Annotated in this window: 21 protein-coding genes, 1 tRNA gene and 1 other RNA gene; 11 read left to right on the top strand and 12 right to left on the bottom strand. The window is 70.7% G+C overall.

Going from position 1 to position 24,173, the window contains the following annotated elements:
* Positions 1–3: 3 nt before the first annotated feature.
* Positions 4–2,208 (bottom strand): DNA polymerase III subunit gamma and tau, encoded by a 2,205-nt coding sequence (locus AB0K73_RS10225; RefSeq protein ID WP_360512943.1) that lies wholly within the window; start codon positions 2,206–2,208, stop codon positions 4–6.
* A gap of 80 nt (positions 2,209–2,288) precedes the next feature.
* On the opposite strand from AB0K73_RS10225, the gene AB0K73_RS10220 reads away from it, so the two are divergent.
* A complete protein-coding gene (locus AB0K73_RS10220) occupies positions 2,289–2,663 on the top strand; it encodes a TraR/DksA C4-type zinc finger protein (RefSeq protein ID WP_360512945.1) in 375 nt (124 codons plus the stop codon).
* 3 nt (positions 2,664–2,666) lie between these two features.
* Here the strand turns inward: AB0K73_RS10220 and AB0K73_RS10215 are convergent, their stop codons facing one another.
* Positions 2,667–2,870 (bottom strand): hypothetical protein, encoded by a 204-nt coding sequence (locus tag AB0K73_RS10215; protein WP_360512947.1) that lies wholly within the window; start codon positions 2,868–2,870, stop codon positions 2,667–2,669.
* 87 nt (positions 2,871–2,957) lie between these two features.
* Between AB0K73_RS10215 and AB0K73_RS10210 the strand changes: the two genes are divergently transcribed.
* Positions 2,958–3,416: a hypothetical protein gene (locus AB0K73_RS10210; RefSeq protein ID WP_360512949.1), complete on the top strand. Its 459-nt coding sequence runs from the start codon at positions 2,958–2,960 to the stop codon at positions 3,414–3,416.
* A gap of 145 nt (positions 3,417–3,561) precedes the next feature.
* Here AB0K73_RS10210 and AB0K73_RS10205 read toward each other — a convergent pair whose 3' ends face one another.
* Both AB0K73_RS10205 and pta read right to left on the bottom strand, forming a co-directional pair.
* Positions 3,562–4,806, bottom strand: coding sequence for an acetate kinase (locus AB0K73_RS10205; RefSeq protein WP_360512951.1), 1,245 nt, complete (start codon positions 4,804–4,806; stop codon positions 3,562–3,564).
* Complete coding sequence (gene pta / locus AB0K73_RS10200) at positions 4,803–6,971, bottom strand: phosphate acetyltransferase (protein ID WP_360512953.1); 2,169 nt, start codon at positions 6,969–6,971, stop codon at positions 4,803–4,805. Before pta ends, AB0K73_RS10205 begins: the two co-directional genes overlap by 4 nt.
* Positions 6,972–7,111: 140 nt before the next feature.
* Between pta and AB0K73_RS10195 the strand changes: the two genes are divergently transcribed.
* The 3 genes from AB0K73_RS10195 to AB0K73_RS10185 are packed head-to-tail and all read left to right on the top strand — an operon-like array spanning position 7,112 to position 10,436.
* Positions 7,112–8,521: an NAD(P)/FAD-dependent oxidoreductase gene (locus AB0K73_RS10195; RefSeq protein WP_360512955.1), complete on the top strand. Its 1,410-nt coding sequence runs from the start codon at positions 7,112–7,114 to the stop codon at positions 8,519–8,521.
* Complete coding sequence (locus AB0K73_RS10190) at positions 8,518–9,489, top strand: bile acid:sodium symporter family protein (protein WP_360512957.1); 972 nt, start codon at positions 8,518–8,520, stop codon at positions 9,487–9,489. Before AB0K73_RS10195 ends, AB0K73_RS10190 begins: the two co-directional genes overlap by 4 nt.
* Positions 9,486–10,436 (top strand): NAD-dependent epimerase/dehydratase family protein, encoded by a 951-nt coding sequence (locus AB0K73_RS10185; RefSeq protein ID WP_360512959.1) that lies wholly within the window; start codon positions 9,486–9,488, stop codon positions 10,434–10,436. Before AB0K73_RS10190 ends, AB0K73_RS10185 begins: the two co-directional genes overlap by 4 nt.
* Positions 10,437–10,473: 37 nt before the next feature.
* On the opposite strand, the gene AB0K73_RS10180 is transcribed toward AB0K73_RS10185, so the two are convergent.
* From AB0K73_RS10180 to ffs, 3 genes are all read right to left on the bottom strand, one after another.
* A complete protein-coding gene (locus AB0K73_RS10180; RefSeq protein ID WP_360512961.1) occupies positions 10,474–12,327 on the bottom strand; it encodes an amidohydrolase family protein in 1,854 nt (617 codons plus the stop codon).
* Between the two features lie 70 nt (positions 12,328–12,397).
* Positions 12,398–14,152, bottom strand: a complete 1,755-nt coding sequence (locus AB0K73_RS10175; protein WP_360512963.1) for an amidohydrolase family protein — start codon at positions 14,150–14,152, stop codon at positions 12,398–12,400.
* A 344-nt stretch (positions 14,153–14,496) separates the two neighbouring features.
* Positions 14,497–14,593, bottom strand: an RNA gene (gene ffs / locus AB0K73_RS10170) — signal recognition particle sRNA small type.
* Between the two features lie 209 nt (positions 14,594–14,802).
* On the opposite strand from ffs, the gene AB0K73_RS10165 reads away from it, so the two are divergent.
* Positions 14,803–14,890, top strand: a tRNA-Ser gene (locus AB0K73_RS10165).
* A 56-nt stretch (positions 14,891–14,946) separates the two neighbouring features.
* On the opposite strand, the gene AB0K73_RS10160 is transcribed toward AB0K73_RS10165, so the two are convergent.
* Positions 14,947–15,954: a patatin-like phospholipase family protein gene (locus tag AB0K73_RS10160; protein WP_360512965.1), complete on the bottom strand. Its 1,008-nt coding sequence runs from the start codon at positions 15,952–15,954 to the stop codon at positions 14,947–14,949.
* Between the two features lie 324 nt (positions 15,955–16,278).
* Between AB0K73_RS10160 and AB0K73_RS10155 the strand changes: the two genes are divergently transcribed.
* Complete coding sequence (locus AB0K73_RS10155) at positions 16,279–16,755, top strand: hypothetical protein (protein WP_360512967.1); 477 nt, start codon at positions 16,279–16,281, stop codon at positions 16,753–16,755.
* 41 nt (positions 16,756–16,796) lie between these two features.
* On the opposite strand, the gene AB0K73_RS10150 is transcribed toward AB0K73_RS10155, so the two are convergent.
* Together AB0K73_RS10150 and AB0K73_RS10145 are read right to left on the bottom strand one after the other, a co-directional pair.
* Positions 16,797–17,423, bottom strand: a complete 627-nt coding sequence (locus tag AB0K73_RS10150) for a GNAT family N-acetyltransferase (RefSeq protein WP_360512969.1) — start codon at positions 17,421–17,423, stop codon at positions 16,797–16,799.
* Complete coding sequence (locus AB0K73_RS10145) at positions 17,420–19,336, bottom strand: helicase HerA-like domain-containing protein (RefSeq protein ID WP_360512971.1); 1,917 nt, start codon at positions 19,334–19,336, stop codon at positions 17,420–17,422. Before AB0K73_RS10145 ends, AB0K73_RS10150 begins: the two co-directional genes overlap by 4 nt.
* Before the next feature lie 217 nt (positions 19,337–19,553).
* Between AB0K73_RS10145 and AB0K73_RS10140 the strand changes: the two genes are divergently transcribed.
* Both AB0K73_RS10140 and AB0K73_RS10135 read left to right on the top strand, forming a co-directional pair.
* Complete coding sequence (locus tag AB0K73_RS10140; RefSeq protein WP_360512973.1) at positions 19,554–19,754, top strand: helix-turn-helix domain-containing protein; 201 nt, start codon at positions 19,554–19,556, stop codon at positions 19,752–19,754.
* Positions 19,751–20,959, top strand: a complete 1,209-nt coding sequence (locus AB0K73_RS10135) for a HipA domain-containing protein (protein WP_360512975.1) — start codon at positions 19,751–19,753, stop codon at positions 20,957–20,959. Before AB0K73_RS10140 ends, AB0K73_RS10135 begins: the two co-directional genes overlap by 4 nt.
* A 39-nt stretch (positions 20,960–20,998) precedes the next feature.
* Here the strand turns inward: AB0K73_RS10135 and AB0K73_RS10130 are convergent, their stop codons facing one another.
* The gene (locus AB0K73_RS10130) at positions 20,999–21,460 is read right to left on the bottom strand and encodes an SRPBCC domain-containing protein (RefSeq protein WP_360512977.1); all 462 of its coding nucleotides are present in this window, start codon (positions 21,458–21,460) and stop codon (positions 20,999–21,001) included.
* 88 nt (positions 21,461–21,548) lie between these two features.
* Here AB0K73_RS10130 and ligD point away from each other — a divergent pair, with 88 nt between their 5' ends.
* Both ligD and AB0K73_RS10120 read left to right on the top strand, forming a co-directional pair.
* A complete protein-coding gene (gene ligD, locus AB0K73_RS10125; protein ID WP_360512979.1) occupies positions 21,549–22,811 on the top strand; it encodes a non-homologous end-joining DNA ligase in 1,263 nt (420 codons plus the stop codon).
* The gene (locus AB0K73_RS10120; protein ID WP_360512981.1) at positions 22,808–23,659 is read left to right on the top strand and encodes an aminoglycoside phosphotransferase family protein; all 852 of its coding nucleotides are present in this window, start codon (positions 22,808–22,810) and stop codon (positions 23,657–23,659) included. The genes ligD and AB0K73_RS10120 overlap by 4 nt, the downstream gene beginning before the upstream one ends.
* 35 nt (positions 23,660–23,694) lie before the next feature.
* On the opposite strand, the gene AB0K73_RS10115 is transcribed toward AB0K73_RS10120, so the two are convergent.
* Positions 23,695–24,171 carry a nitroreductase/quinone reductase family protein gene (locus AB0K73_RS10115; protein WP_360512983.1) on the bottom strand — a complete coding sequence of 159 codons (477 nt, stop codon included), beginning with the start codon at positions 24,169–24,171 and terminating at the stop codon, positions 23,695–23,697.
* Positions 24,172–24,173 lie beyond the last annotated feature (2 nt).

The raw sequence follows: 24,173 nt of genomic DNA, 5'->3' as shown, positions 1-24,173 counted from the left end.
GGGTCAGCCACGCTCCCCGAAGCCGGTGCGCCCGGGCGCCTCGACCTCCTCGAGGAAGGTCGCGCCGAGCACCTCGCGCACGACGGCCTCGCCGTACCGCTGGATGCCGCCCTCGGTCGGCGTGGTCGACGGCGCGATGTCGACGACGATCTCGGGCGGTGGGCCCGGATCGAACGGTGGTTCGACGTCTTCGGGAGGCGCCTCGATATCGTCGGGCACGTCGACGAGGTCGGCGGATGTCGCGGCCGGCGGCTCGGCCACCGCGATCGCCGTGGCGCTCGGCGCGACGCGCATGCTCTGCACGCCGGCGGCCGGAGCGGTCGCGGATGCGTTGGACCCGGCCGGCGGTACCGGCACGTCGGGCTCGTCGGTCGGGATCGCGACGGTGGCCCAGGAGTCGACGGGCGCGGCCGGGGCCGATGCAGGCCGTGCGGATGCCGGCTTCGCGACGGCCGGGGCGGACTGGGCGGGCGCGACCGGGTCGGGCGCGGGCATTCGGTCGGCCGCCTGCACCGACGGGGCGGGCGAGGGCGCAGACGGCGCGTCGGGCTGAGGGGCCCCCGCCGGTGCCGTCTCTGGTGCCGTGGCCTGCGCCCCGACCACCCGCGGCAGGAACTTCACCTGTACGCCCAGCACGTCAGCGATGGCCCGCCGCAGCAGCTCGGCAGGACTCTGCACGCCCGTGCCTCCGCGGAGGTCGTTCACGTCGTTCTGGCTCGGGAAGCCGAGGACGAGCACCTCGTCGGCGCGGTAGTCGATGACCTTGGCGGTCATCGCGGCCATCCACGCGGTGCGCTTCGTGCGTTCGAGCACGCCGAGGATCTCGGGCCACGCATCGCGGATCAGCTGCAGGGTGACCGGGCCGACCGGCGTGGGGGCGGGCGGGGTGGGCTCGGCAGGTGCGGGGCTCTCGAGACGAGACTCCGCGGCTCCCCGACCAGCGTCACGAGCCGCCACGGGCGGTGCGGGCGTCTCGATGCGCGGTGCGCTTCGCGTGGCGCCACTCGACGACCCGACCTCCTCGGCGTCGGCCGCGGCATCCGTCACGCCGACGCGGCGCTCGAGCCGCTCGACGCGAGCCAGCGCGCCACGCTCGGTGTCGTCGCTCGAGGGCACCAGCACGCGCGCGAGCATGAGCTCGAGGTGCAGTCGCGGCGACGTCGCCCCGGTCATCTCGGTGAGCGTCTGGTTCACGAGGTCGGCGACGCGGGAGAGCTCGGCCGGGCCGAACGCCGCGGCCTGCGTGGCCATGCGGGTGAGCTCGTCGTCGGGGATGCCGCGCAGCACGGCAGCTGCCGCCTCGGGCGACGACGCGGCCACGACGATGAGGTCGCGCAGCCGCTCGAGCAGGTCTTCGACGAAGCGCCGCGGGTCTTGACCGGTCTGCACGACCCGGTCGGCCGCGGCGAACGCCTCGGCGGCGTCCTTCGCGCCGATCGCGTCGACGACCTCGTCGAGCAGCGCCCCGTGCGTGTAGCCGAGCAGGGCGACGGCCCGCTCGTAGTCGATGGTGGGCCCTTCCGACCCGGCGATGAGCTGGTCGAGCAGCGACAGCGTGTCTCGAGGTGAGCCGCCACCCGCGCGGACCACGAGCGGAAGCACGCCGGGCGCCACCTCCACGCCCTCTTCGGCGCAGAGCTTCTGCACGTACTCGAGCATGGGCCCGGGCGGTACCAGCCGGAACGGGTAGTGGTGCGTGCGCGAGCGGATGGTGCCGAGCACCTTGTCGGGCTCGGTGGTGGCGAAGATGAACTTCACGTGCTCGGGCGGCTCCTCGACGAGCTTGAGCAGCGCGTTGAAGCCCTGCGGCGTCACCATGTGCGCCTCGTCGAGGATGAAGATCTTGTAGCGGTCGCGGGCTGGTGCGAACACGGCGCGCTCGCGCAGGTCGCGGGCGTCGTCGACACCGTTGTGGCTCGCGGCGTCGATCTCGACGACGTCGAGCGAGCCGCCGCCACCACGCGAGAGCTCGATGCAGCTCGGGCAGACGCCGCAGGGGGTGTCGGTCGGGCCCTCGGCACAGTTGAGACAACGGGCGAGGATGCGCGCCGAGGTCGTCTTGCCGCAGCCGCGCGGCCCACTGAACAGGTACGCGTGATTCACCCGGTCGGTGCGAAGCGCGGTCATGAGCGGCTCGGTCACCTGCGACTGGCCGATCATCTCGGCGAACGTCTCAGGCCGGTAGCGGCGATACAGGGCGGTGACCACGTGTCAATCGTAGTTCCCGCGTGTGACACCGCCTCCGGATATCCGTGGCGTAACATGCTCTGAACCGGAAGGGGGGCGAGATGACGGCGACGACGATGACCCCGGCGCAGCTCGCACGGTTCGAGGCACGGCTCCGCGCTGAGCGGGCCGATGCAGAGGAACGGCTCGCGGAGTTCGGCGATGCGATGGCCGAGGTGCGCACCGCGAGATCGGATGCCACTGCCGACGACGAACATGACCCCGAGGGCCCGACCATGACGCAGGAGTGGTCGCAGCGCACCGCGGTGCTCGCCGACGTGAAGTCCGAACTCTCCGAGGTCGATCGAGCGCTCGCCCGCATCGCCGACGGCAGCTACGGCGTCTGCACCCGCTGCGGCAAGCGCATCATGGTCGGGCGCCTCGACGCGCGCCCCACCGCTGACCTCTGCATCGACTGCGCGCGGCTGGTGCGCTGACCCTCACCCGGCGGTCTCGACGAGGCGGGCCTCACGCCGTCGCGCGAATCGTGTCAGCCGGCCCACGGCCGCGCGAAGCCGTCGGGCGCGGGTCGCCCGGGCGCGGGCCCGCGGGAACCCGCGCAGCCGTTCGCGATCGGCGAGTTCGGCGAGCAGCGCCTCGTGCTCGGCCTTGATCACCAGGTACATCCCCAGTGCGTCGTTCATCTCTGTCCTCTCGTCTCGGGCGTTCCGCCCTCGAGACGACATGCTGTCGACGCGGTCTTCCCTCACGATGCCCCGCACGGGGAACTCGTGGGGCGCCTCATCGGCGCGAACGGGCGAACCGCACAGTTCGATGCAGCCCTCGCCGGCCGCGTGGCGGCCGCCGATCGCGTCATGCGTCGTACCCTCGACCGCATCGACGCGGTCATCTCCCGCGACGGGCTCGACGCGGGAGTGCCCGATCGACCCACCCAGTTCAGTCCGCATGAGGCGCCCACGTCGCTCGACCTCGTCGGCGGCGGCATCCGCACCGTCATCTGGGCCGGTAGCTACCGGCGGGACTATTCGTGGCTGCCCCCGTTGCTGCTCGACGACCGCGGCGAGCTTCGCCATCGGCACGGGGTCACGGGGATCCCGGGGCTCACCGCCGTCGGCCTCCGCTTCCAGCGCACCCGCCGATCGAGCCTCATCGACGGCGTCGGAGCGGATGCCACGATCGCCGCCGAGCTCGCACACGCCCGCGCCTCGGCCGCCGTCACCGCCGCGTGACTGTGCAGCACCCGCGCACGCTGCTGCGGAGATACGATCCGCCACGCCGGGAGGTCACCGCACAGCACGGTGTGGCGGATCGTATATCCGCTGGGAGGGACACTTCGCGCGCATCGAACGGCAGCACCTGCCGACCCGTCGGTCGCTACCCGCGCGTCGGCGACCCCGCCTCCACCACGGCGAGGGTCTCGCGCGCGATCTCGAACTCCTCGTCGGTGGGCACCACGAGCACGGTCACCTCCGAGGCATCCGTCGAGATCCTCCGGGTCTGGTTCGACCGCTCGGCGTTGCGTTCCTCATCGATCTCGATGCCCAGGCGCTCGAGCCCCGCGAGCGCGGCGGCGCGCACGGGCGCTGCGTTCTCGCCGACTCCCGCCGTGAAGGAGATGGCATCGAGCCGGCCAAGCTGTGCATAGTAGGCGCCGACATAGCCCTTCAGGCGATGCACGTACACGTCGAATGCGAGCGTCGCCGCCTCGTCGCCATCGGCACGGCGCTCCAGCACGTCGCGCATGTCCCGGGTGCCCGACAGGCCGACGAGGCCGCTGCGCGTGTTGAGCAGCGTGTCCAGCTCGTCGAACGAGAGGTCGGCCTTTCGGTGCAGGTGGAACAGCACCGCGGGGTCGAGGTCGCCCGATCGGCTGCCCATCACGAGTCCCTCGAGGGGCGTGAGCCCCATCGAGGTCTCGACCGATCGGCCGCCGTCGACCGCCGTGATCGAGGCGCCGTTGCCGAGGTGCAGCACCAGCTGCTTCACCGCCGCGAGCGGCATGCCGATGAACTCCGCGGCCTGCTCGGACACGTACTTGTGCGAGGTTCCGTGGAACCCGTAGCGCCGCACGCGGTACTTCTCAGCCACGTCGGCCTCGATCGCGTACGTGTAGGCGGCCGGCGGGAGCGTCTGGTGGAACGCCGTGTCGAACACGGCCACGTGCGGGACGTCGGGGAACATCGCCTGGGCAGCCTCGATGCCCTGCAGGTTCGCGGGATTGTGCAGCGGCGCGAGCTCGGCGAGATCGTCGATATTGATCTTGACGAGGTCGGTGATGATCGTCGGCTCGAAGAACCGCTTGCCACCGTGCACGACGCGGTGGCCGATCGCGACGGGCTGGTGCACCTCGAGCGACGGGCCGCGCTCGGCGAACGCCTCGAGCATCACCTGGAACGCCGCGGTGTGGTCGGGAATGGGCAGCTCGCGGGTCGACTGGGAGGGGGCATCCGCTCGCTCGACCGATGGTGTCGAGGAGACGGGCACGGTGTGCGTGGCGCGGCCGGCTCGCTCGCCGATGCGCTCGATGAGGCCCGACGCGAGCGTCTCGCGCGCATCCACGTCGATGAGCTCGTACTTCAGCGACGAGGAACCCGAGTTGATGACGAGGATGACGCTCACGAGGCATCCGCCGCCTGGATCGCCGTGATCGCCACGGTGTTCACGATGTCCTGTACGAGCGCGCCCCGGGAGAGGTCGTTGATCGGCTTGTTGAGGCCCTGCAGCACCGGGCCGATCGCCACCGCGCCCGACGAACGCTGCACCGCCTTGTACGTGTTGTTGCCCGTGTTGAGGTCGGGGAAGATGAACACCGTCGCGCGGCCGGCGACCGTCGACTCGGGCAGTTTCGTGCGGGCGACGGCGGCATCGGCGGCGGCGTCGTACTGGATCGGGCCCTCGACCGGCAGCTCGGGGGCGCGCTCACGCACGAGCTCGGTGGCCCGTCGCACCTTGTCGACATCGGCGCCCGTGCCCGACTCCCCCGTGGAGTACGACAGCATCGCGATGCGCGGCTCGATGCCGAACTGCGCCGCGGTGGCCGCGGAGGAGATCGCGATGTCGGCGAGCTGCTCGGCGGTCGGGTCGGGCACGATGGCGCAGTCGCCGTAGACGAGCACCCGGTCGGCGAGCGCCATGAGGAACACGCTCGAGACGACCTCCACGCCCGGCTTCGTCTTGATGACCTCGAACGCGGGCCGGATCGTGTGCGCGGTCGTGTGCATCGCGCCCGAGACCATCCCGTCGGCGAGTCCCAGGGCGACCATCATGGTGCCGAAGTACGAGACGTCCTGCACGGTCTCGCGTGCCTGCTCGAGCGTGACGCCCTTGTGCGCCCGCCGGCGCTGGTACTCGTCGGCGAAGCGGTAGACGAGCACGTGGTCGTGGTTCGAGAGGACGGTTGCCCGCGAGATGTCGAGGCCGAGCGCGATCGCACGGGCCCTGACCTCGATCTCCTCGCCGAGGATCGTGAGGTCGGCGACGTTGCGCGCCAGCAGGGTGGCGGCGGCGCGGAGGATGCGGTCGTCGTACCCCTCGGGCAGCACGATGTGCTTGCGCTCGCGTCTCGCGCGCTCGAGCAGGCCGTACTCGAACATGAGCGGCGTGACGACCTCGGGACGGGCGACGTCGAGCAGGTCGAGCAGGTCGTGCCCGTCGACGTGCTTCTCGAAGAGCGCGAGGGCCGTGTCGCGCTTGCGCTGCGATTCGGCGGCGAGGCGTCCACGGGTGTGCGTGATCGCGAGCGCGGTGTCGTAGCTGCCGAGCTCGGTGCGGATGATCGGGAGGTCGGCCTTGAGCCCGTCGACGAGCCGCTCGATGGCCTCGGACAGGGGGAACCCGCCGTTCAGCACGATGCCAGAGACCGAGGGGAACGTCGCGGCGTTCTGAGCGGTGAGCACGGCGAGCAACACCTCGCTGCGGTCGGCCGGGACGACCACCACCGAGCCCTCGATGAGCCGGGTCAGCACGTTCTCCATCGACATCGCGGCGACCACGACACCGAGCGCCTCCCGGTTCAGCAGGTCGGGATCGCCGGCGTAGAGCTCGCCGTCGACGGCCTCCATGATGGTGCGCATCGAGGGGGCGACGAGGAACGGGTCCTCGGGGATGGCCCACACGGCGACGGATGTCTCGGAGTCGGCCATGGCAGCGAGCGCATGCCCGCCGCCGGGGTTCGGTAGGGCCGCATCCTGCACCGAGGCGACGATCGCGTGGAGCGCCTCGGGGTCGGCCCGGTTCACGACGATGCCGAGCAGGGTCGCGTGTTCACGCGAGAGCTCCTCGAGCGCGAGCTCGGTGATCTGTGCGAGGTCGCCCGGCGTTCGGGCGTCGGAGTACCCGAGCCGCTCGGACCGCCCCTTCCCCTGCGTGACGCGACCTCCGAGCACGAGCAGCACGGGCGCACCGAGGTTCGCGGCGATGCGCGCGTTGAATCCGAGCTCGGTGGGGCTTCCGACATCCGTGTAGTCCGAGCCGATGATGACCACCGCGTCGCAACGTTCCTCGACGTCGTTGAACCGCTGCACGATGGTGGCGAGGGCGGCCTCGGGGTCGGCGTGCACGTCGTCGTAGCTGACCCCGATCGCGTCCTCGTAGTCGAGCGGCACGACGCCGTCGTGCGCGAGGAGCAGGCCGAGCACGTAGTCGCGTTCCTCGGTGGACCGCGAGATCGGGCGGAACACCCCGACGCGCGTGGCGCGCCTCGTGAGGGTGTCGAGCATGCCCAGCGCGACGGTGGACTTGCCCGTATTGCCCTCGGCGGAGCAGATGTAGATGCGGTGCGCCACGCGTCCAAGCCTACCCAGCCGCCTCCGCGTGAATCCGACGACGGATGCCTCGAGCGGAATCCGATGTCCGGTTCGCCTATGCTGATCGGGCACATCGCCGTGCCCGATCCCTCGCGCGCGAACCCGTCCCAGGAACCATCGTGAACCCCATCGCCCTCATCGGAGCGGGCCCCTCCGGCCTCGCCGGGGCCCGCGCCCTCTCCCGCGCCGGCCTCCCCTTCGTCGGATTCGAGGCCGGCCCCGACGTGGGCGGGCTCTGGAACATCGACAACCCGCGATCGACCATGTACGAGTCGGCACATCTCATCTCGTCGCGAACCACGACCGAGTTCGCCGAGTTCCCGATGTCGTCGACCGCCGACTACCCGGGTCACCGCGAGCTCCTCGCGTATTTCCGCGCCTACGCCGACGCCTTCGCGCTGCGCGAGCACTTCCGGTTCGACACGCGCGTGACGGCGGTGGAGCCGGTCGGGCCCGTCGGCGCCGACGGCGCGAGCGGCGCGAGCGGCTGGCGCATCACCGCCGTGACCTCCGCCGGCGAGACCATCACGGGCGAGTACTCGGCGGTCATCCTCGCCAACGGCACGCTCGCCGAGCCGAACGTGCCCGCCTTCCGCGGCGAGTTCGCGGGCGAGGTCATGCACACGAGCGCGTACAGGTCCGCGAAGGTGTTCGACGGCAAGCGCGTGCTCGTCATCGGCGCGGGCAATTCGGGCTGCGACATCGCGGTCGATGCGGTGCACCACGCGGCATCCGTCGACCTCTCGGTGCGGCGCGGCTACTACTTCGTGCCCCGGTACCTGTTCGGCCGCCCGGCCGACACGCTCAACCAGGGCCGGCCGCTGCCCGCCCGGCTCAAGCAGTTCATCGACACCCGAGTACTCCGCGCGTTCACGGGCGACCCGACGCGATTCGGGTTCCCGAAGCCCGACTACCGCATCTACGAGTCGCATCCGATCGTGAACACGCTGATCCTGAACCACCTCGGGCAGGGCGACCTGCGGGTGGTGCCCGACATCGACCGCTTCGACGGGCACACCGTGCACTTCGTCGACGGCACCGCGGCCGACTACGACCTCGTGGTGCTCGCGACCGGCTACACGCTCGACTACCCGTTCGTCGACCGCACGCACCTCGACTGGACCGCGGCGGCGCCGAAGCTCTTCCTCAACATCTTCCCGCCGTCGTTCAACGGGCTCTTCGTGATCGGCATGATCGAGGCGTCCGGCATCGGCTGGCAGGGACGCTACGAGCAGGCCGAGCTCATCGCCGCCTACCTCGCGGCCGAGCGCCGGGCTCCCGATGCCGCATCCCGATTCCGAGCGGCGGCGGATGCCCCGTGGCCCGACCTCACGGGCGGCTACCGCTACCTCGGACTCGATCGCATGTCGTACTACGTGAACAAGGACGCGTACCGACGCACCATGAAGCGGATGCTCCGCACGCTGCCCGCGGCGACGGGCGCTGCGGCGGCATCCGGAACCCCCGCGACATCCGGCACCCCAGCGGCATCCGACCAGCCCACCTCGACCGCAGGGACCCGAGCATGAACATCGACGACGTCGTCCTCAACTTCTCGCCCGGCTCGCTCATCGCGCTCAACATCGTGCTCGGGCTCATCATGTTCGGCATCGCGCTCGACACGTCGCCGTCGGACTTCAAAGCCGTCGCGCGGGCACCGAAGGCCATGGTCATCGCGCTCCTGGCGCAGATCGTGCTGCTGCCCGCGGTGACGTTCGGGCTCACGCTGCTGCTGAACGTGCAGGCGTCGATCGCGCTCGGCATGATCCTGGTCGCGTGCTGCCCGCCCGGCAACATCTCGCAAGTGCTCACGTACCGGGCTCGCGGCAACGTCGCCCTCTCGGTGTCGATGACGGCCGTGGCGAACGTGATCTACATCTTCCTGCTGCCGGTGAGCCTCGCGTTCTGGGCCAGCCTCCACCCCACCGCGAGCGAGCTCGTGCGGGCCGTGAGCCTCGACGGCTGGCAGATGCTGCTCGACATCTTCCTCATCATCGGCCTGCCGTTCCTCGCGGGGCTCGGCATCCGCGCGCTCTGGCCGCGCTTCGCCGGCCGCGTGCAGCCGTACGCGCGCTGGGTGAGCCTCATCGGCCTGGTGGGTTTCATCGTCGCTGCCCTCGCCGGCAACTGGGCGACCTTCATGGCGTACATCGGCATCGTGCTGCTCGCGGTGTTCCTGCACGACGCCGTGGCGCTCGGCCTCGGCTACGCGAGTGCCCGCATCGGCGGCCTCCGCGTGCCCGAGCGCAAGGCGATCACGTTCGAGGTCGGCATCCGCAACGCGGGCCTCGGCCTCGGGCTGGTGTTCTCGTTCTTCGGCGGACTCGGCGGCATGGCGATCGTCGCCGGCTGGTGGGGCATCTGGGACATCATCGCGGGCCTCACACTCGCGACGCTCTGGGCGAGGCGAACGAAGCGAGCGGATGCCGCGGCCGGGGTTGCGGCGCCGGCGGCACCGGCGGCCGCCTCGGCGCCCGAACCCGAGGCCGGCGCATGAGGCGCGTCCTCGTCACGGGCGGCAGCGGGTTCCTGGGCTCGAACGCCGTGCGCGCGCTCGCCGCGCACCCCGAGGTCGGGCTCGTCGTGTCGGGCGATGTGCGTCCGCCCGCGGCATCCGTGCCCGACGGGGTCGTCGTCGAACCGTGCGACGTGACGGATGCCGCAGCCGTCGCCTCGGTGGTCGAACGCCACGCGATCGACACGATCGTGCACCTCGCCGCCATCGTGAATCCGGGCGGGCTCAGCGAAGAGCTCGAGTACCGCGTCGACGTTGAGGGCACGCGCAACGTGCTCGACGCCGCCGTCGCGGGCGGCGTGACCCGGATCGTCGTGTCCTCGTCGGGCGCGGCGTACGGCTACCACGCCGACAACCCCGAGTGGCTGACCGAGGACGACGCGATCCGGGGCAACGAGGAGTTCAGCTACTCGCGGCACAAGCGACTCGTCGAGGAGCTGCTCGCGACGTACCGCACGGAGCATCCGTCGGTCGGGCAGGTGGTGCTGCGCATCGGCACGATCCTCGGGCCGACCGTCGCGAACCAGATCACGGCGCTCTGGGACGGGCCGCGCATCCTGCGCATCGCGGGCTCGGAGAGCCCGTTCGTGTTCGTGTGGGTCGACGACGTGGTCGGCGCGATCGTGCGCGGCGCGACGGGTGACGTGACCGGCGCGTTCAACGTCGCAGGCGACGGGCGCGTCACCGTGACCGAGATCGCTGCCGCCCTCGGCAAGCGCACGATCACTGTGCCGCCCCGGCTGCTGACCGCGGTGCTCGGCGTGGCGCACGCCCTCCGCCTCACCGTGCACGGCCCCGAGCGCGTGGGCTTCCTCCGGTATCGGCCGGTGCTCGACAACACGCGGCTCAAGCAGGTGCTCGGCTACCTCCCGGCGAAGACGAGTCGCGAGGCGCTCGACGCCTACCTGGCGGCGCGCGCCGGCCGGTGATCGGGCGTCGCCGACGCGACGCCCGATCCATCGAGCGCTACCCGCTCACCGCGCCGGTGTCGTGCACCACGTCACCGCCGATGATCGTCATCACCGGACGGATGTCGCGCATCTCCGCGTCGCTCACCGAGAAGTAGTCCTTGTCGAGCACGACGAGGTCGGCGAGCTTGCCGACCTCGACCGAGCCGAGGTCGTCCTCGCGGTTCAGGTACCAGGCATTGCCGCGGGTGTACGCGCGGAGCGCTTCCTGACGGGTGAGTTGCTGCCCCGGGTTGATCTGCTGGCCCGACACGTTCAGCCCCGTGGTGGCGTAGTGCAGCGCGAACCACGGGTTGTGCGGCGCGATGTGCACGCCGTCCTCGTGCAGCCCCATGGCGATGCCGCTGTCGTGGATCTGGCGGAACAGGGGGCCGACGGGGAGGCCGTCGGCGCGGGGCGTGCCGCCGAGCCAGCGGAAGCCCGACGTCGAGACCCCGCAGTTCAGCGCCTTGAGGCGAGCGAGCTGGTCGGGCGTCGCGAAGTCGGCGTGCTGCAGGCCCCAACGCAGGTCGGTGATGCCGAACTCGGCCTCCATCTGCTCGTAGGTCGCCACGACCTGCTCGATGTTCTGCGTGCTCGTCGGGCTGCCGCCCTGCGCGTTCTCATTGCGCCAGCGCGCCTTGGCGACGAGTCGTTGCGATTCGAGCCAGACCGCGTAGCCGTTGGCGTTCGTCGGTGCCGCGAAGGGTGCCGCCCACTCGCCGATGCCGCCCGTGCGCAGGAGGTCGTCGCCGAAGAAGGGGAACTGGTTCTTGAGCCGCTCCTTGAGCTCGGGCAACTGCTGCTCGAGGCCGCCGAGCTCTGCGATGTATCCCTGGTTGTGCAGGAAGTTCATCTGGAGCCGGAGGAACGCGCGACCCTCGGCGTGCAGCGAGAGCCAGGCGTCGTACATGCGGAAGTGATCGAGCCGGAAGAGCGCGTCGGTCGGCTGCGGCGGCAGGAGCGACGGGTCGAGCGTGGCCCCCGCGGTGGCGGGCAGCACTTGGTCGAGCACCGTCGTCACGCCGACCGCCGCGGAGAATGCCATCGCGTCGAGCGCACTGCGTCGCTTGTCCTCGAAGGTCTGCGCGAGCCGCAGGTGGTAGAGCGCGCGGTTCGCCATGCTCGGGTTGCCGCCGGCGATCGTGCCGTCGGCCCCGACGGTGACCGGCAGATCGACGATGGCCTCGAAGTACTGCTTGCCGAGCGTGTTGACCCGAGCCGGACCGAACCCGCTCTGGTAGAGGAAGACCGGTCGGTCGGGGATGACCGCATCGATCTCGGCGAGGGTGGGCAGTCGCTGTTCGGCGAACATGCGCGGAGTGCCTGCGCCCATGGCGGTGATGAACTGGCCCTCGGGAACCTCGGGACGGCGCGCGGCGAGGTAGGCCAGCACCTCGTCGATGTTCTTCGCGAGCTCCCACTGGGCGACGTGGTAGCCGGGCCGGTTCGCGAGGCTCACGAAGTGGGAGTGGCTCTCGACGAGACCGGGAACGACCGTGCGCCCGCGGAGGTCCACGCGCGTCACGGCGTCGCCACGAAGGGCCTCGGAGCCGACCGCTGTTAATCGGCCGCCGCTCACGCGCACCGCCTCGACCACGGCGTCGCCGTCGTCCATGGTGTGGATGCGGCCGTTCACGAGGAGCAGCTCGCCGACCCCGGGTCGGCTCGAGGTGTACGCCGGGATGGACGCGGCCACGCCCGCGGCGATGGGTGCGGCTGCAGCCGCGACGGCGGCCGGGGAGCCGGCCGCGAGGACCGCGGCGGCCGCCGCGCCGCCGCCACCGAGGAGGAGTCCCCGCCGGCTGATCCCACCGGCCGATTCTGATGGAGTGGTCTCGCGGTCGTCGCCGCGCTTCGATTCACGTGTCATGTCTCTGCTCCTCGTTCCTGTCGTGGTGTGGTGCAGTCGGGCAACGGTGCCGTGCCGGGATCCGCCGAGGTCAGTTGCCGCGCCCGGGAACCACCCCGGCGTCGTGCACCACGCGTCCGCCGACGACGGTCATGACGGAGCGCACCTGCGGGATCTCGGCCTCGGGCACCGAGAAGAAGTCGCGATCGAGCACGGCGAGATCGGCATGGTTCCCGACCGCGATCGGGCCGAGGTCGTCCTCGCGCAGGAACCAGGTGTTGGCCGCGGTGGCGAGCCGGATCGCCTCGTCGCGGGTCACGGTCTGCCCCTCGTTGATGAGGTCGCCGCGGAGGTTCCGGCCCGTGACCATGGTGTAGAAGTTCAACCACGGATTGATGACCGTGATGTCACCGCCGTCGGAGTGGTACCCGACCGGGATGCCCGTGCCGAGGATCGTGCGATAGGCGGGTCCCACCCCGACGCCGCTGCGCACTGGCCCCCAGCCGACCTTGAGCCCGCCGCCGAGCGCCTTCAACCGGAGCACGTACTCCTCCGACATGAACGGCACGTGGGCGATCACCCAGCGCAGTTCGCCGATCGGGAACTCGGCATCGACCTGCTCCCAGCCCTGCACGATGAGCTTGTAGTCGTTCTGGGTCAGCGAGTGGTTCTCGTTGCGCCAGCCGGCCCTGGCGACCTCGCGGGTGCCGAGGAGCCACACGGGGCCGCCCTCCTGGCCGATCCCCTGCGCCGTGAACTCGCCGATGCCACCCGTGCGCAGCATGTCGTCGCCGAAGAACGGGAAGGAGTTCTTGAGGCGTTCCCGGAGTGTGGGCAGCGTGTCGACGACGTCCTGGTGCAGGAAGTCGATGCGGACCCGAGCAGGGAGCGATGCTGCGGCGTTGAGGGCGAGGAACGGCTCGTGCATCGTGAACACGTTCTCGCCGAAGATCGCGCCGTTCGGTGGGTCGGCGTGGAACGCGCCGGCATCGAGATGCGTCGTGACGCCGAGCCCCGTGTAGTACTGCAGGGCGTCGAGCGCGGTGCGCTGCCGGCTCTCCGGGGTGAGGAACTCCTGACGCAGCGTGAGGAGCGCCGCGCCCGCGGCGCCCGTGCCGAACGGGCTGCCGGGCACGGTGCCGTTCGCGGCGATGCCCGTGATGCCGCGGCTCTCGAAGAAGGCCTTGCCGAGGCTGTTCGTCACGGTGCCGCCCTGCGCGGCCATCAGGAAGACCGGACGCGGCACGGCATCGAGCTCGGTCAGGTTCGGCAGCCGCCGCTCGGCGAACTGCATCGCCGAGATCGGCCCGATGGTCGTGACGAATTCAGCGTCGGGCACCGATTGCGCACGCGACACCAGGCGGGCGACGGCGTCGGGGATCGTGAAGACGTCCTCCAGTGCAACGTGGTGCCCCGGCCGGTTGCCGACGAGCACGATGTGGTTGTGCGAGTCGATGATCCCCGGGATCACCGTTCGACCCTGCAGGTCGACGGTGGCCGCCTGGCCGACAGCGCCCCGCTGCGCTTCGGCGCCCACGGCGACGAAGCGGCCGTCGCGGATGCGGACCGCCGAGACGACCGAGCCCTGCTCATCGAAGGTGTGGATGCGGCCGTTGACGAGCAGCAGGTCGCCCTCGCGATCACCGCCGGGGTCGCCCGGGGCTGCGGGAAGCACGGACCGCGGGTCGCCGACTGGTGCGGCCCCCGCGGCCGCTCCGTGCCCGAACGCCACAGATGCGGCCGACGCCGCTGCGGCACCTCCGCCGAGGATGAGCCCGCGGCGTGAGAGCCCCGATTCCGACGGACGTGGTTCGCGCCCTTCGCCGTCATCCGATCGATTGCGCATGGAATCTCCCCGATCTGTCGACACTGACGATGCGCATGCGTCATCGCACGCGTAGAGAGCGGCCGGTGCAGTGGCCCGTGGACCATGGACGGGAGTGGTTCGACTGCATCGACCTCGCTGGACGACCGGCGTCCGCTTGGGGCTGAGGCTAGCAACGATTGCAGTCAGACTGCAATCGTTTTAAGTGTCGGCATACGAAATCGTCGAGGAGGACTGCATGGCATCCGTTCATTGACGGCGTTCCGGTTCGCGGCGGGGGCGCACGGGTGCCCGGGAAACAGAAAAGACTCCTCACGCACCCCTGCGCGCATGAACGCAGCCCCGGTTGCCTCGGGCCCGGGAACAGAAAAGACTCCTCACGCACCCGCCAGAGCCCGGTTACCCTTGCTGCGTTTCCGCCCTGGGGGAGTTGGCCTGGATGGCGCCACGTGAGGAGCCGTCGTCCAGTCTACCCGCTCGGCGCGGCGGCGTGCACGCCGCCCCCGTCACCAGAACATGGCGGCGCGCCGCCTCGTCATCGGAATCAGGCGTGTCCGACCTGACGCCGGACGCACAGCATGTTCCCGCGATGAAGCGGCGGCGAACTTCGCCGCTCCCGAAGTCGGGTACGATTTCATGAGGTCGCGCGCGTTCCCGGATGCCGCGCCCACGGAGGATTCGCCTAGTGGCCTATGGCGCACGCTTGGAAAGCGTGTTGGGTGAAAGCCCTCGGGGGTTCGAATCCCCCATCCTCCGCCAACGTGACACCACGAGACGACCCGGCCGATCGAGTCGTCTCACCCACGGGCACAGCGTCAGAGCGAGTCGTGTCCCAACTCCGTATCGCCGTTCCCGCGGCTCTCGTACTGATCGAGCGCGGCGATCGCGAGTTCCCGCCCCTGCTCGATGAGCTCGTCGGCGCGATGGAAGTCGAGCATCCGCGCCGAGCTCTTCGGCACGGTCACGTAGACATCGGCCGGGTAGCCCGCCAACCGGTAGTTGCCCACGATCGCCTGCATCGCCTCGAGGCTCAGCTGCATGACGTCCAGCATCCGCAGCCCCGCAGGCAGCTCGCCGAACACCTCCTCGACGGCCTGGTCGGCCGCCGTCGCCGGCTCGGCGGTCTTCCCGCCCGAGAAGCGCTTGGTCACCATCCGCACGATGTCCCGGTCGAGGACGCCCGCGGCCGTTCGCCGGAACCGGTCGAACCAGTCCTCCGGCGGCTGGATCTCGGCAGACACGCGCTGCGGCACGGCTGCCTCCGACGTCGCGTCGCCCGAGAGGATCACCGCGACCGTGAGATCCGCCCGCGCAGCGGCCGTCGGGGCGACGGGCACCGGATTGAGCAGCCCCCCGTCGGCCAACAGCCGGCCGTTCAGCATCACGGGCGTGATGAAGCTCGGCAGCGCGATCGAGGCCCGGATCGCGACATCCACCGGCCCTCGCTGGAACCACACCTCACGTCGTGCGATGAGGTCGGTTGCGACGGCCGTGTACGCGATGGGCAGGTCTTCGATTCGGGCGCCGCCGAGGAGTTCGCTCACATGCGTCATGATCTTCTCAGCGCGGATCGCGCCGGGCGCCTTGAGTCTCGGGTCCAGCAGGCGCAGCACGTCGCGCTGGGTGAGCGTGCGCACCCACTGGCTGTACTCGTCGAGCACGCCGGCGGCGTAGAGGCCGCCGACCGCTGCGCCCATGGAGCTGCCCGCCACGGAGACGATCTCGTAGCCGCGCTCCTCGAGCTCCTCGATGACCCCGATGTGCGCGTACCCGCGCGCGCCTCCGGAACCGAGCGCGAGGGCCACACGTCTGGGCTCTGGCATCGGCTCCGCTCCTCACGCGTTCACCGGTGCGAACCCGCTCGGCAGGGCTTCCCGGCTGCCTGCCACGCTACCCCCGTGAGCGGCTCGCGGCCGCGGCATCCGCCCGCGTTCCGCCGGCATCCGGGCCGTGTCCTCATTAATGCCGAATAGCGCGCACCGGCGTCCGCGCGGATGATGTGAGAGATGTCAACGGCACCGATGGACACGAGGAGCGGGGACGCAGGGGGCTCCTCCCCCGGACCGACGACAGCAGGGGGCGACGGCCTCAGGGTCACGACCCTGAGGCCGCGTCGCACGCTCGGGTGGAGCATCGGATTGCCCGTCGTGGCGCTGGTGCTGCCCCTCCTCGCCGCGGAACTGTGGCTGCTGGATCCGCAGGGCGGCTGGCCCGTCGTCGCCGTGACGGCGGTCGTGACGGCGTCGCTCATCATCGCCGCGTGGGTCTCGTACCAGCGTACGCAGGCTGAGGTGAGCGGCTACGGCATCGTCGAACGCGGGTTCTTCGGCGGCACCTACACCGTGCCGGCGCGGGACATCGTGGGCGTGCTGCGCATCCAGCTGTACCGCGGCAACAGCCTCGACACCACCCAGGAGCTGTTCGTCGTCAATCGCGAGGGGCGGGGTGCGTTCCGCATGCGCGGCCGGTTCTGGGACACCGAGACGATGGATCGGGTGGCCGGCATCCTCGGCGTGGAGGAGACGGTGCGGCCCGAACCGGTGACGCTCGCCGAACTGCGACGCACGGACCCGAAGCTCCTCTACTGGTTCGAGCGACGCGCGGGGTTCCTTCCGGGTTCCTGACGTCCTGAACGGGCGAGCGACGCTGCGAAGGGTCGACGAGATCAGCGCGTGGCGATGCCGAGCAACGGGACATCGGGCCGGCTCGACGGCAGCTCGTGGAAGCCGAGGCGGTCGTAGAACGCCCGGGCGCCCGTGTTCGCCGCGTCCATGCCGAGGTGCACGGCGGGCACACCGCGTTCGGCGAGGGCGGCGCGAAGGGTGTCGATGAGCCGCCGCCCGAAGCCCTGCCCCTGCAATTCGGGCAGCAGGTCGATGTGCAGGTGCGCCGGGTACGCGTCGACCTCGGCGATGAGCATGCGCTCGGGATCGTAACCCGCCTCGAGCAGCTGCGCTTCGGTGAACCCCGGGTTCCGCCCGCTGGGCGCGCCGGGTTGCGGATGCCGCGCGCGGAACCCGGGGGCCCATTCGCTCTTCCACCACTCCACGAAGACGCGCGTGTCGGCCACCCCGATGACGTAGCCGATCGCTCGCTGCCCGCTGCCGGCGTCGACGACGAACGCGAGTTCGGGTGCGTACTCGACGTACGGCATCGCGAACACCTCGGGCATGAGCGCATCGTCGGAGTAGACGCCCGTCGCGTCGCCGCCGCCAGCCGCGGTGCGCAGGCAGATCTCGAACACGTCGTCGCGGTCGGCAGGGCGGTACGGACGGATGAAGGGCACGCTCATCGGCGACGCCGCGTGCCGAAGATGCCCTCGAGGACCCCGGTGAGCACCCGCTGGGTCGTGCGCGAGCCGAGCACCTCCTCGAGCGGCGACTTCTCCCGACGGCTCGACGTGCTGCGCGACCGCGACGACGACCTCGACGAGCCCGACGTGCGCTTCATGAGCCGCTCGTACTCGGCCTGCGCGGCCTTCTGCTCCTTCTCGCGCTGCTTCTCGATCGCGGCCTGCTGCTTCGCGAATTCGGCGTCGGCCTTCGCCCTGGCCTCGGCCTCCTCCGCAGCGGTCGCGGCGGCCGCGGCAGCATTCATCTTCGCGGTGAGCAGTTCGTGCGCCGACTCGCGGTCGATCGGGGTGCCGTACTTCGCCTGCAACGCGGATGCCGCGACGGCCGTGTCGATCGCCGCATCCGGGCTCGGCGACATCGACGCCTGTGGCGCCCGTAGCCGCGTCCAGGCGACGGGGCTCGGCGCGCCCTTCTCGTTCATGACCGTGACGATGGCCTCGCCCGTGCCGAGGATCGTGAGCGTCTCCTCGAGGTCGTAGCCCGAGTGGGGGTACGTCGACACCGTGGCACGCAGGGCCTTCGCGTCGTCGGGCGTGAACGCGCGCAGCTGATGCTGCACGCGCGACCCGAGCTGGGCGAGCACGTCGCCGGGCACGTCCTTCGGCGTCTGGGTCACGAAGAAGACGCCGACGCCCTTCGAGCGGATGAGCCGCACGGTCTGCACGACCTGCGCGAGGAAGTCCTTCGACGCGTCCTTGAAGAGCAGGTGCGCCTCGTCGAAGAAGAACACGAGCTTGGGCTTGTCGAGGTCGCCCACCTCGGGCAGGTCGTTGAAGAGATCGGCGAGCAGCCACATGAGGAACGTCGAGTACAGGGCGGGCCGGTCGGCGACGCCCGGCACCTCGAGCAGGCTCACGATGCCACGACCGTCGGATGCCACTCGCAGGAACTCCGCAGTGTCGATCTCGGGTTCGCCGAAGAACACATCGGCGCCGGCCTCGGCGAATGCGACGAGTTCGCGGAGGATGACGCCGACGGTCGCCTTGGAGAGCCCGCCGAGATGCTCGAGCTCCGCCTTGCCGTCGTCGCTCACGAGGTACTGCAGCACGGCGCGCAGGTCTTCGAGGTCGAGGAGTGCCATCCCGGCATCCTCGGCCCAGTGGAAGACGAGCGCGAGGCTCGACTCCTGCGTGTCGTTGAGGCCGAGCACCTTCGAGAGCAGCAGTGGCCCGAAACCCGAGATCGTCGCGCGGATCGGCACGCCCCGGCCGATGCCGCCGAGCGAGAAGAACTCGACGGGGAAGGATGCCGCGCTCCACGCCTGCCCGATGCCCTCCGTGCGCGTGAGGAGTTTGTCACTGCCCTCGCCCGGCGTCGCGATGCCCGACAGGTCGCCCTTGATGTCGGCCGCGAACACGGCGACGCCGTGTGAGGCCAGTTGCTCCGCGAGCACCTGCAGCGTGCGTGTCTTGCCGGTGCCGGTCGCGCCGGCGACGAGCCCGTGCCGGTTCGTCATCGCGAGCGGGATGCGCACCGGGACATCCGGCATCGCCTCGCCGTTCACGAGCGCCCCCATCTCGAGCGCGGCAGCCTGGAACGCGTAACCGTCGCGGATCGCGGCGACCTGGGTCGCGTCGAGCGGGCCGGATGCCGCGGGCTCACCCCCCGCTTCAGACGCCACGACCTCTTGCGCGGCGGAGGACGGCTGCGACGAGTCGTCACCCGTCGAAAGGTCGTCACGCTCCGTCGCCGCGGCGGCCGACGCCTGCTGCGCCTCGAGTGCGGCCTGCGCGAGCGCGGCCGCCTCCTCCGCCTTGCGGATCGCCTCCTGCGCCTGTTGCTGCAGCGCTGCCGCCGCTGCCGCCGCTGCGGCGGCTGCCTCCTGAGCTTGCTTCACCGCATCGTCGGACATGCCCCGATCCTAGCGACGGCGGCTTGCGGCATCCGTCGGCAGCACCGCGCAGCGCCGATTGTTCAGGGAGGCAGAATGTTGCCGGATTGTTGCCGAAGCCGCCCTTGAACCTTGCATTCGAGGGTAATCGGCAGTATTCTGCCGAAATGCACTGCCCACGGTGGGCGCAGTGGTCGAGGACGTGTGAATCGGCAGTATTCCGCCGGAAGGAGCCGCCTTGAACGCACCACGAGACATCGGCGCCCGCATCCGTGAGGCCCGCAAAGCGGCCGGTCTCACGCAGGAGCAGCTCGCCGAGCTCGCGGACACCTCGACCCGCACCGTGCGCGACATCGAGAAGGGAACGGGTGCGACCGGGCTCGGCGTCGTCGCGCGAGTGGCCGAGGTCGTCGGCCTGAGACTGGTGGCCGAGGGATGACCGAGGAGCTCGAGCGTCTCCGATTCACCGCCGCCGCCGACGTGTTCAAGGCGGGCGTCCTCGCCGGACGCATCGAACGCCGGGCCGACGGCTCCACGGTGTTCCGCTACCTGCCCGAGTACCTCGACGGGGCGCCTGACGGGGCGCCGACCCGGCCCATCGCCACCTCCCTGCCCCTCACCGACGGCGACGTCGTGACGCCCGGCGGCGCCCTGCCGCCCTTCTTCGCCGGCCTGCTCCCCGAGGGCCACCGGCTGTCGGTACTGCAGCGCGCCGTGAAGACGAGCGCGAACGACGAGCTCAGCCTGCTCCTGGCGGTCGGCCAGGATGTGCCCGGCGACGTGCAGGTCGTCGTCGCGGGCGAGGGCCCGATCGACCCCGCTCCCCTGATCGGCGGCGTCGCACCCGACGCCATGGACTTCGCCGAGCTCGTCGAGGGCATCGACCGCCACGCCATCCCGGGCGTGCAGCGCAAGGCCAGCGCCTCGATGATCAGCACGCCGCTCGCCACCCGCGCCGGCCGATACATCCTGAAGGTGTCGCCGCCGCAGTATCCGCTGCTCGTGCAGAACGAGGCGGCGCACCTGCGGGCGGCGAAGGCGCTGAAGGTGCCCGTCGAGCGGTCGACGCTCGTCCACGACCGCAACGACGTGACCGGCCTGCTCGTCGAGCGCTTCGACCGGATGCCGCGTCCCGACGGTTCCTGGCAACGACTCGCCCTCGAGGACGCCACGCAGGTGCTCGCGGTGCCGCCTGCCTCGAAGTACTCGATTCCCGCCGACGAGGTCGTGCGGTCGCTGGCATCCGTCACCTCGGCGCCGCTCGTGGCGACGCGCAACCTGTACCTGCAGTTCCTGTTCGCCTGGCTCACCGGCAATGGCGACCTGCACGCGAAGAACCTCTCGGTACTCGAGTCGCGGCCGGGCACCTGGACGGTGGCGCCGGTCTACGACGTGCTGTGCACGCTCGTGTACGACGATACGTCGATGGCCCTGCCGATCGATGGCCGCACGCGCAAGCTCCGTGCTCGGCACTGGCACGCCTTCGCCGAGGCCATCGGGCTCCCCGAACGTGCGGCGAGATCGGCCGAGGCCCTTGCGCTCCGAGCCTCGGCCGACGTCGACCTCGCCGGGGTCGGGTTCGAGGGGTCACCGCTCAACGGCGCCGTGCGCGAGCTCCGGCTGCGCCGCAGCGAACTCGCCTGAGCGCTGGGGCCGAACCCGCCGCCGCGGCATCCGCTCGCCTCACGACGGGTCGATCGGCGGAATCGCCTCGCCCGTCTCGATCCACGACTTGAGGCTCGACAGCACCATCGGCCAGCTCTCGACGGTGTCGGCCTGCGACGGATGCCCCGGGCTCCACTCGTCGTTGGTGAACGTGAGCTTCGTGAGCCCGATGGCCGCCTGCTCGAGGCGCCACGTCATGCGGCTCGAGAGCTCGGCGTGGTTCTCGCGGTAGATGGGTCCGGGGTGCTCGATGAGCTGCAGGATGTCGCCGGGGTCGGCCTGCAGCACGTCGCCGTAGACGTGCACGGTCTCGTCGCCGCCGGCGCCCGGACCGACGTATTCGAACTGGCCGCCCGACGCGAGATCGCCGCGCAGCATCGTTCCCCACATGACGGCCCGGTTGCCCTCGTCACCCGTGATCGCGTCCCACACCACCTGCGGGTCGGCCTTGATGTAGATGATCATCTCGAAGTCGTGCATGGGCCCCACGATACTGACGGTCTCCGACACCGCAACGCGCGGGCGCAAGGGGTCCCGAATCCGCACCCGCCGCCCTAGGGTGAACAACGTGAGCCCCACGACGAGCAAGGCCACGACACTCGAGGTCGACGGCCGAGAGGTGCGCATCTCGAGCCCCGACAAGATCGTCTTCCCCGAGCCCGGCATCACGAAGCTCGATCTCGTGCGGTACTACCTCGCCGTCGCCGACGGGGCGGTGCGAGGTGTGGCCGGAAGGCCCATGGTGCTGAAGCGATTCGTCAAGGGCATCGAGGCCGAGGCGTTCTTCCAGAAGCGGGTGCCCGAGAACCGACCCGAGTGGCTCGACACCGCGACCTTGCACTACGCGTCGGGTACGTCGGCCGAGGAGGCGGTGGTTCGGGATGCCGCTGGGCTCGCCTGGGTCGTGAACCTCGGATGCCTCGACCTCAACCCGCACCCGGTGCGCGCCGAGGACCTCGATCACCCCGACGAGCTCCGGGTCGACCTCGATCCCATGCCCGGCGTGGACTGGGCGCAGATCGTGGACGTCGCCATGGTCGTACGCGAGGTGCTCTCCGATCACGGCCTCATCGGCTGGCCGAAGACGTCGGGATCACGGGGCATGCACATCTACGCACGCATCGAGCCGCGCTGGACGTACCGCGAGGTGCGGCTCGCGGCCGAGACTCTGGCGCGCGAGGTCGAACTGCGTGCGCCCGGCCTGGCAACGGCGCGGTGGTGGAAGGAGGAGCGCGGCGAGAGCGTGTTCGTCGACTTCAACCAGAACGCGAAGGATCGCACGGTCGCGTCGGCGTACTCGGTGCGTCCCCTTCCCGATGCGCGGGTCTCCGCGCCGCTCGAGTGGCACGAGGTGCATGACAGCCGGCCCGAACGGTTCACGGTGACGACCATGCTCAGGCGCTTCGCCGAACGCGGCGACGTTGCGGCAGGCATCGACGACGCGGTCGGCAGCCTCGATGGCCTGCTCCGGCTCGCCGAGGAGCTCGGGCCGGCGGAGAAGGCGCCGAAGTCGTCCGACGGCAGCGGGAGGCGGCAGTCGACGATGCCCCTCATCGAGATCGCTCGCGCGAAGACCAAGCCCGAGGCGCTCGAGGGCCTCGAACGCTGGAAGGCGAAGCATTCCGAGGTCGTGCCGCTCCTGCAGCCCGCCGATGTCCTGGTCGACGGCATGCGCGGCTCGAGTTCGCTCTGGTACCGCATTCGGGTGAACCTGCAGCACGTGCCCGAGGCGCAGCGGCCCGCGCAGGAGACGCTCGAGGTCGACTACGACCCGTGGGCGGCGTACCGCGACGCCGAGAACCCCGAGCCCGGGGAGCGCCCTCAGTCGTGAGCGATCTCGGACCCGTCGACCCCGGACACGCGGCCGACGCCGCCTGGCTGCGTCGCTGGCGGCTGCGCCCCGTGGGCGATCTGCACACCACGTCCTCGAGCTTGCTGATGCCCGTGCTCACGGAGGAAGGCGGCCCGGCGATGCTGAAGATCGCGCACACCGAGGAGGAGGAGCGCGGCGGGGAACTGCTCGCGGCACTCGACGGCCACGGTGCCGCGCGAGTGCTGCGACGAGAAGGCGAAGCTGCGCTCATCGAGCGGGCCACGGGCTCCGGCGATCTGGTGCAACTCGTCAGAGCGGGTCGCGATGACGAGGCAACGCGCATCATCTGCGCGGCGGCCGCGGCGATCCACGCGGCATCCGCTCAGGTCCTCGGCGCCGATCCGTCACCGCGCCTCATCGAGTTGCGCACCTGGTACCGGCACCTGTTCGCCCACGCCGACGAGCTCGGACCGCTGCATCGGCGTGGCGCCGAGTTCGCGTCGGCGCTGCTCGACGATCCTCGCGATGAGGTCGTGCTGCACGGCGATCTGCACCACGGCAACGTGCTCGACTTCGCCGAACGCGGCTGGCTGGCGATCGACCCCAAAGGGCTTCTCGGCGAACGGGCCTTCGACTACTGCAACCTGCTCTGCAACCCGTCGCACGAACGAGCGCTCGAGCCCGGTCGCCTCGAGCGCCAGTTCGCGCTCGTCGTCGACTCGGCCGGCTTTGATCGCGATCGTCTGGCGCGATGGCTCGTCTCGTGGTGCGCGCTCTCGTCGACCTGGTTCACGCTCGACGACGACGCCATGCACGCCGAGTCCGCCGCGGCGATCGGCGAGCTCGCGCTGACGCTCGTGAAGTGACGGCCGGGCGCCCGGGCCCCAGGCCCCCAGTCGTCTCAGTCGGCGACGCGGTCGACCCGGTCGACGCGGAACACCGGGTACTCCCCCGCGACGCGCTCGACCTCACGGCGCGGCGAGTTCCACCGCACCTTCATGTGCGGCCGCGCGCCGAGCGCGACGAGCAGGTACCGACGGAGGATGGGCGCACGCTCGGTCACCGGCACCTCGGTCAGCACCACCTCTTCGCGGTGGCGGCGGATGATGGCGGCGCGGCCGCCCGCGGCGTGCACGTTGCGCACCCAGCCGACGTCGTGCCCCAGCATCGACACGAGGTAACGGATGCCCCGTCGCCGCACCATCACGAGCGGCACGCGTCGCGGCTGTCCACTCGTGCGACCACGGGTCTCGAGCACGACCGAGAACGGCGCGAGCCCGCGCTCGACGATCCGCATGAACCGGCGCTGAATGTCGAGCGCCTCCTCGTTGGGCCGGCCCCCGGGGTAGCGGGCGCGAGCGCGTTCGAAGAATCCCACGT

The sequence above is a fragment of the Agromyces sp. NPDC052230 genome, from assembly GCF_040679595.1.
In the GTDB taxonomy this organism is placed as follows: Bacteria; Actinomycetota; Actinomycetes; order Actinomycetales; family Microbacteriaceae; genus Agromyces.
This window is presented reverse-complemented; position numbering and strand designations above follow the sequence as displayed.

What these genes read in the sequence shown, in the direction of transcription:
- AB0K73_RS10220 (WP_360512945.1), top strand. Translation starts at nt 2,289, where the DNA reads ATGACGGCGACGACGATGACCCCGGCGCAGCTCGCACGGTTCGAGGCA.
- AB0K73_RS10215 (WP_360512947.1), bottom strand. Translation starts at nt 2,870, where the DNA reads ATGAACGACGCACTGGGGATGTACCTGGTGATCAAGGCCGAGCACGAG.
- AB0K73_RS10190 (WP_360512957.1), top strand. Translation starts at nt 8,518, where the DNA reads ATGAACATCGACGACGTCGTCCTCAACTTCTCGCCCGGCTCGCTCATC.
- AB0K73_RS10185 (WP_360512959.1), top strand. Translation starts at nt 9,486, where the DNA reads ATGAGGCGCGTCCTCGTCACGGGCGGCAGCGGGTTCCTGGGCTCGAAC.
- AB0K73_RS10180 (WP_360512961.1), bottom strand. Translation starts at nt 12,327, where the DNA reads ATGACACGTGAATCGAAGCGCGGCGACGACCGCGAGACCACTCCATCA.
- AB0K73_RS10175 (WP_360512963.1), bottom strand. Translation starts at nt 14,152, where the DNA reads ATGCGCAATCGATCGGATGACGGCGAAGGGCGCGAACCACGTCCGTCG.
- AB0K73_RS10160 (WP_360512965.1), bottom strand. Translation starts at nt 15,954, where the DNA reads ATGCCAGAGCCCAGACGTGTGGCCCTCGCGCTCGGTTCCGGAGGCGCG.
- AB0K73_RS10150 (WP_360512969.1), bottom strand. Translation starts at nt 17,423, where the DNA reads ATGAGCGTGCCCTTCATCCGTCCGTACCGCCCTGCCGACCGCGACGAC.
- AB0K73_RS10145 (WP_360512971.1), bottom strand. Translation starts at nt 19,336, where the DNA reads ATGTCCGACGATGCGGTGAAGCAAGCTCAGGAGGCAGCCGCCGCAGCG.
- AB0K73_RS10135 (WP_360512975.1), top strand. Translation starts at nt 19,751, where the DNA reads ATGACCGAGGAGCTCGAGCGTCTCCGATTCACCGCCGCCGCCGACGTG.
- AB0K73_RS10130 (WP_360512977.1), bottom strand. Translation starts at nt 21,460, where the DNA reads ATGCACGACTTCGAGATGATCATCTACATCAAGGCCGACCCGCAGGTG.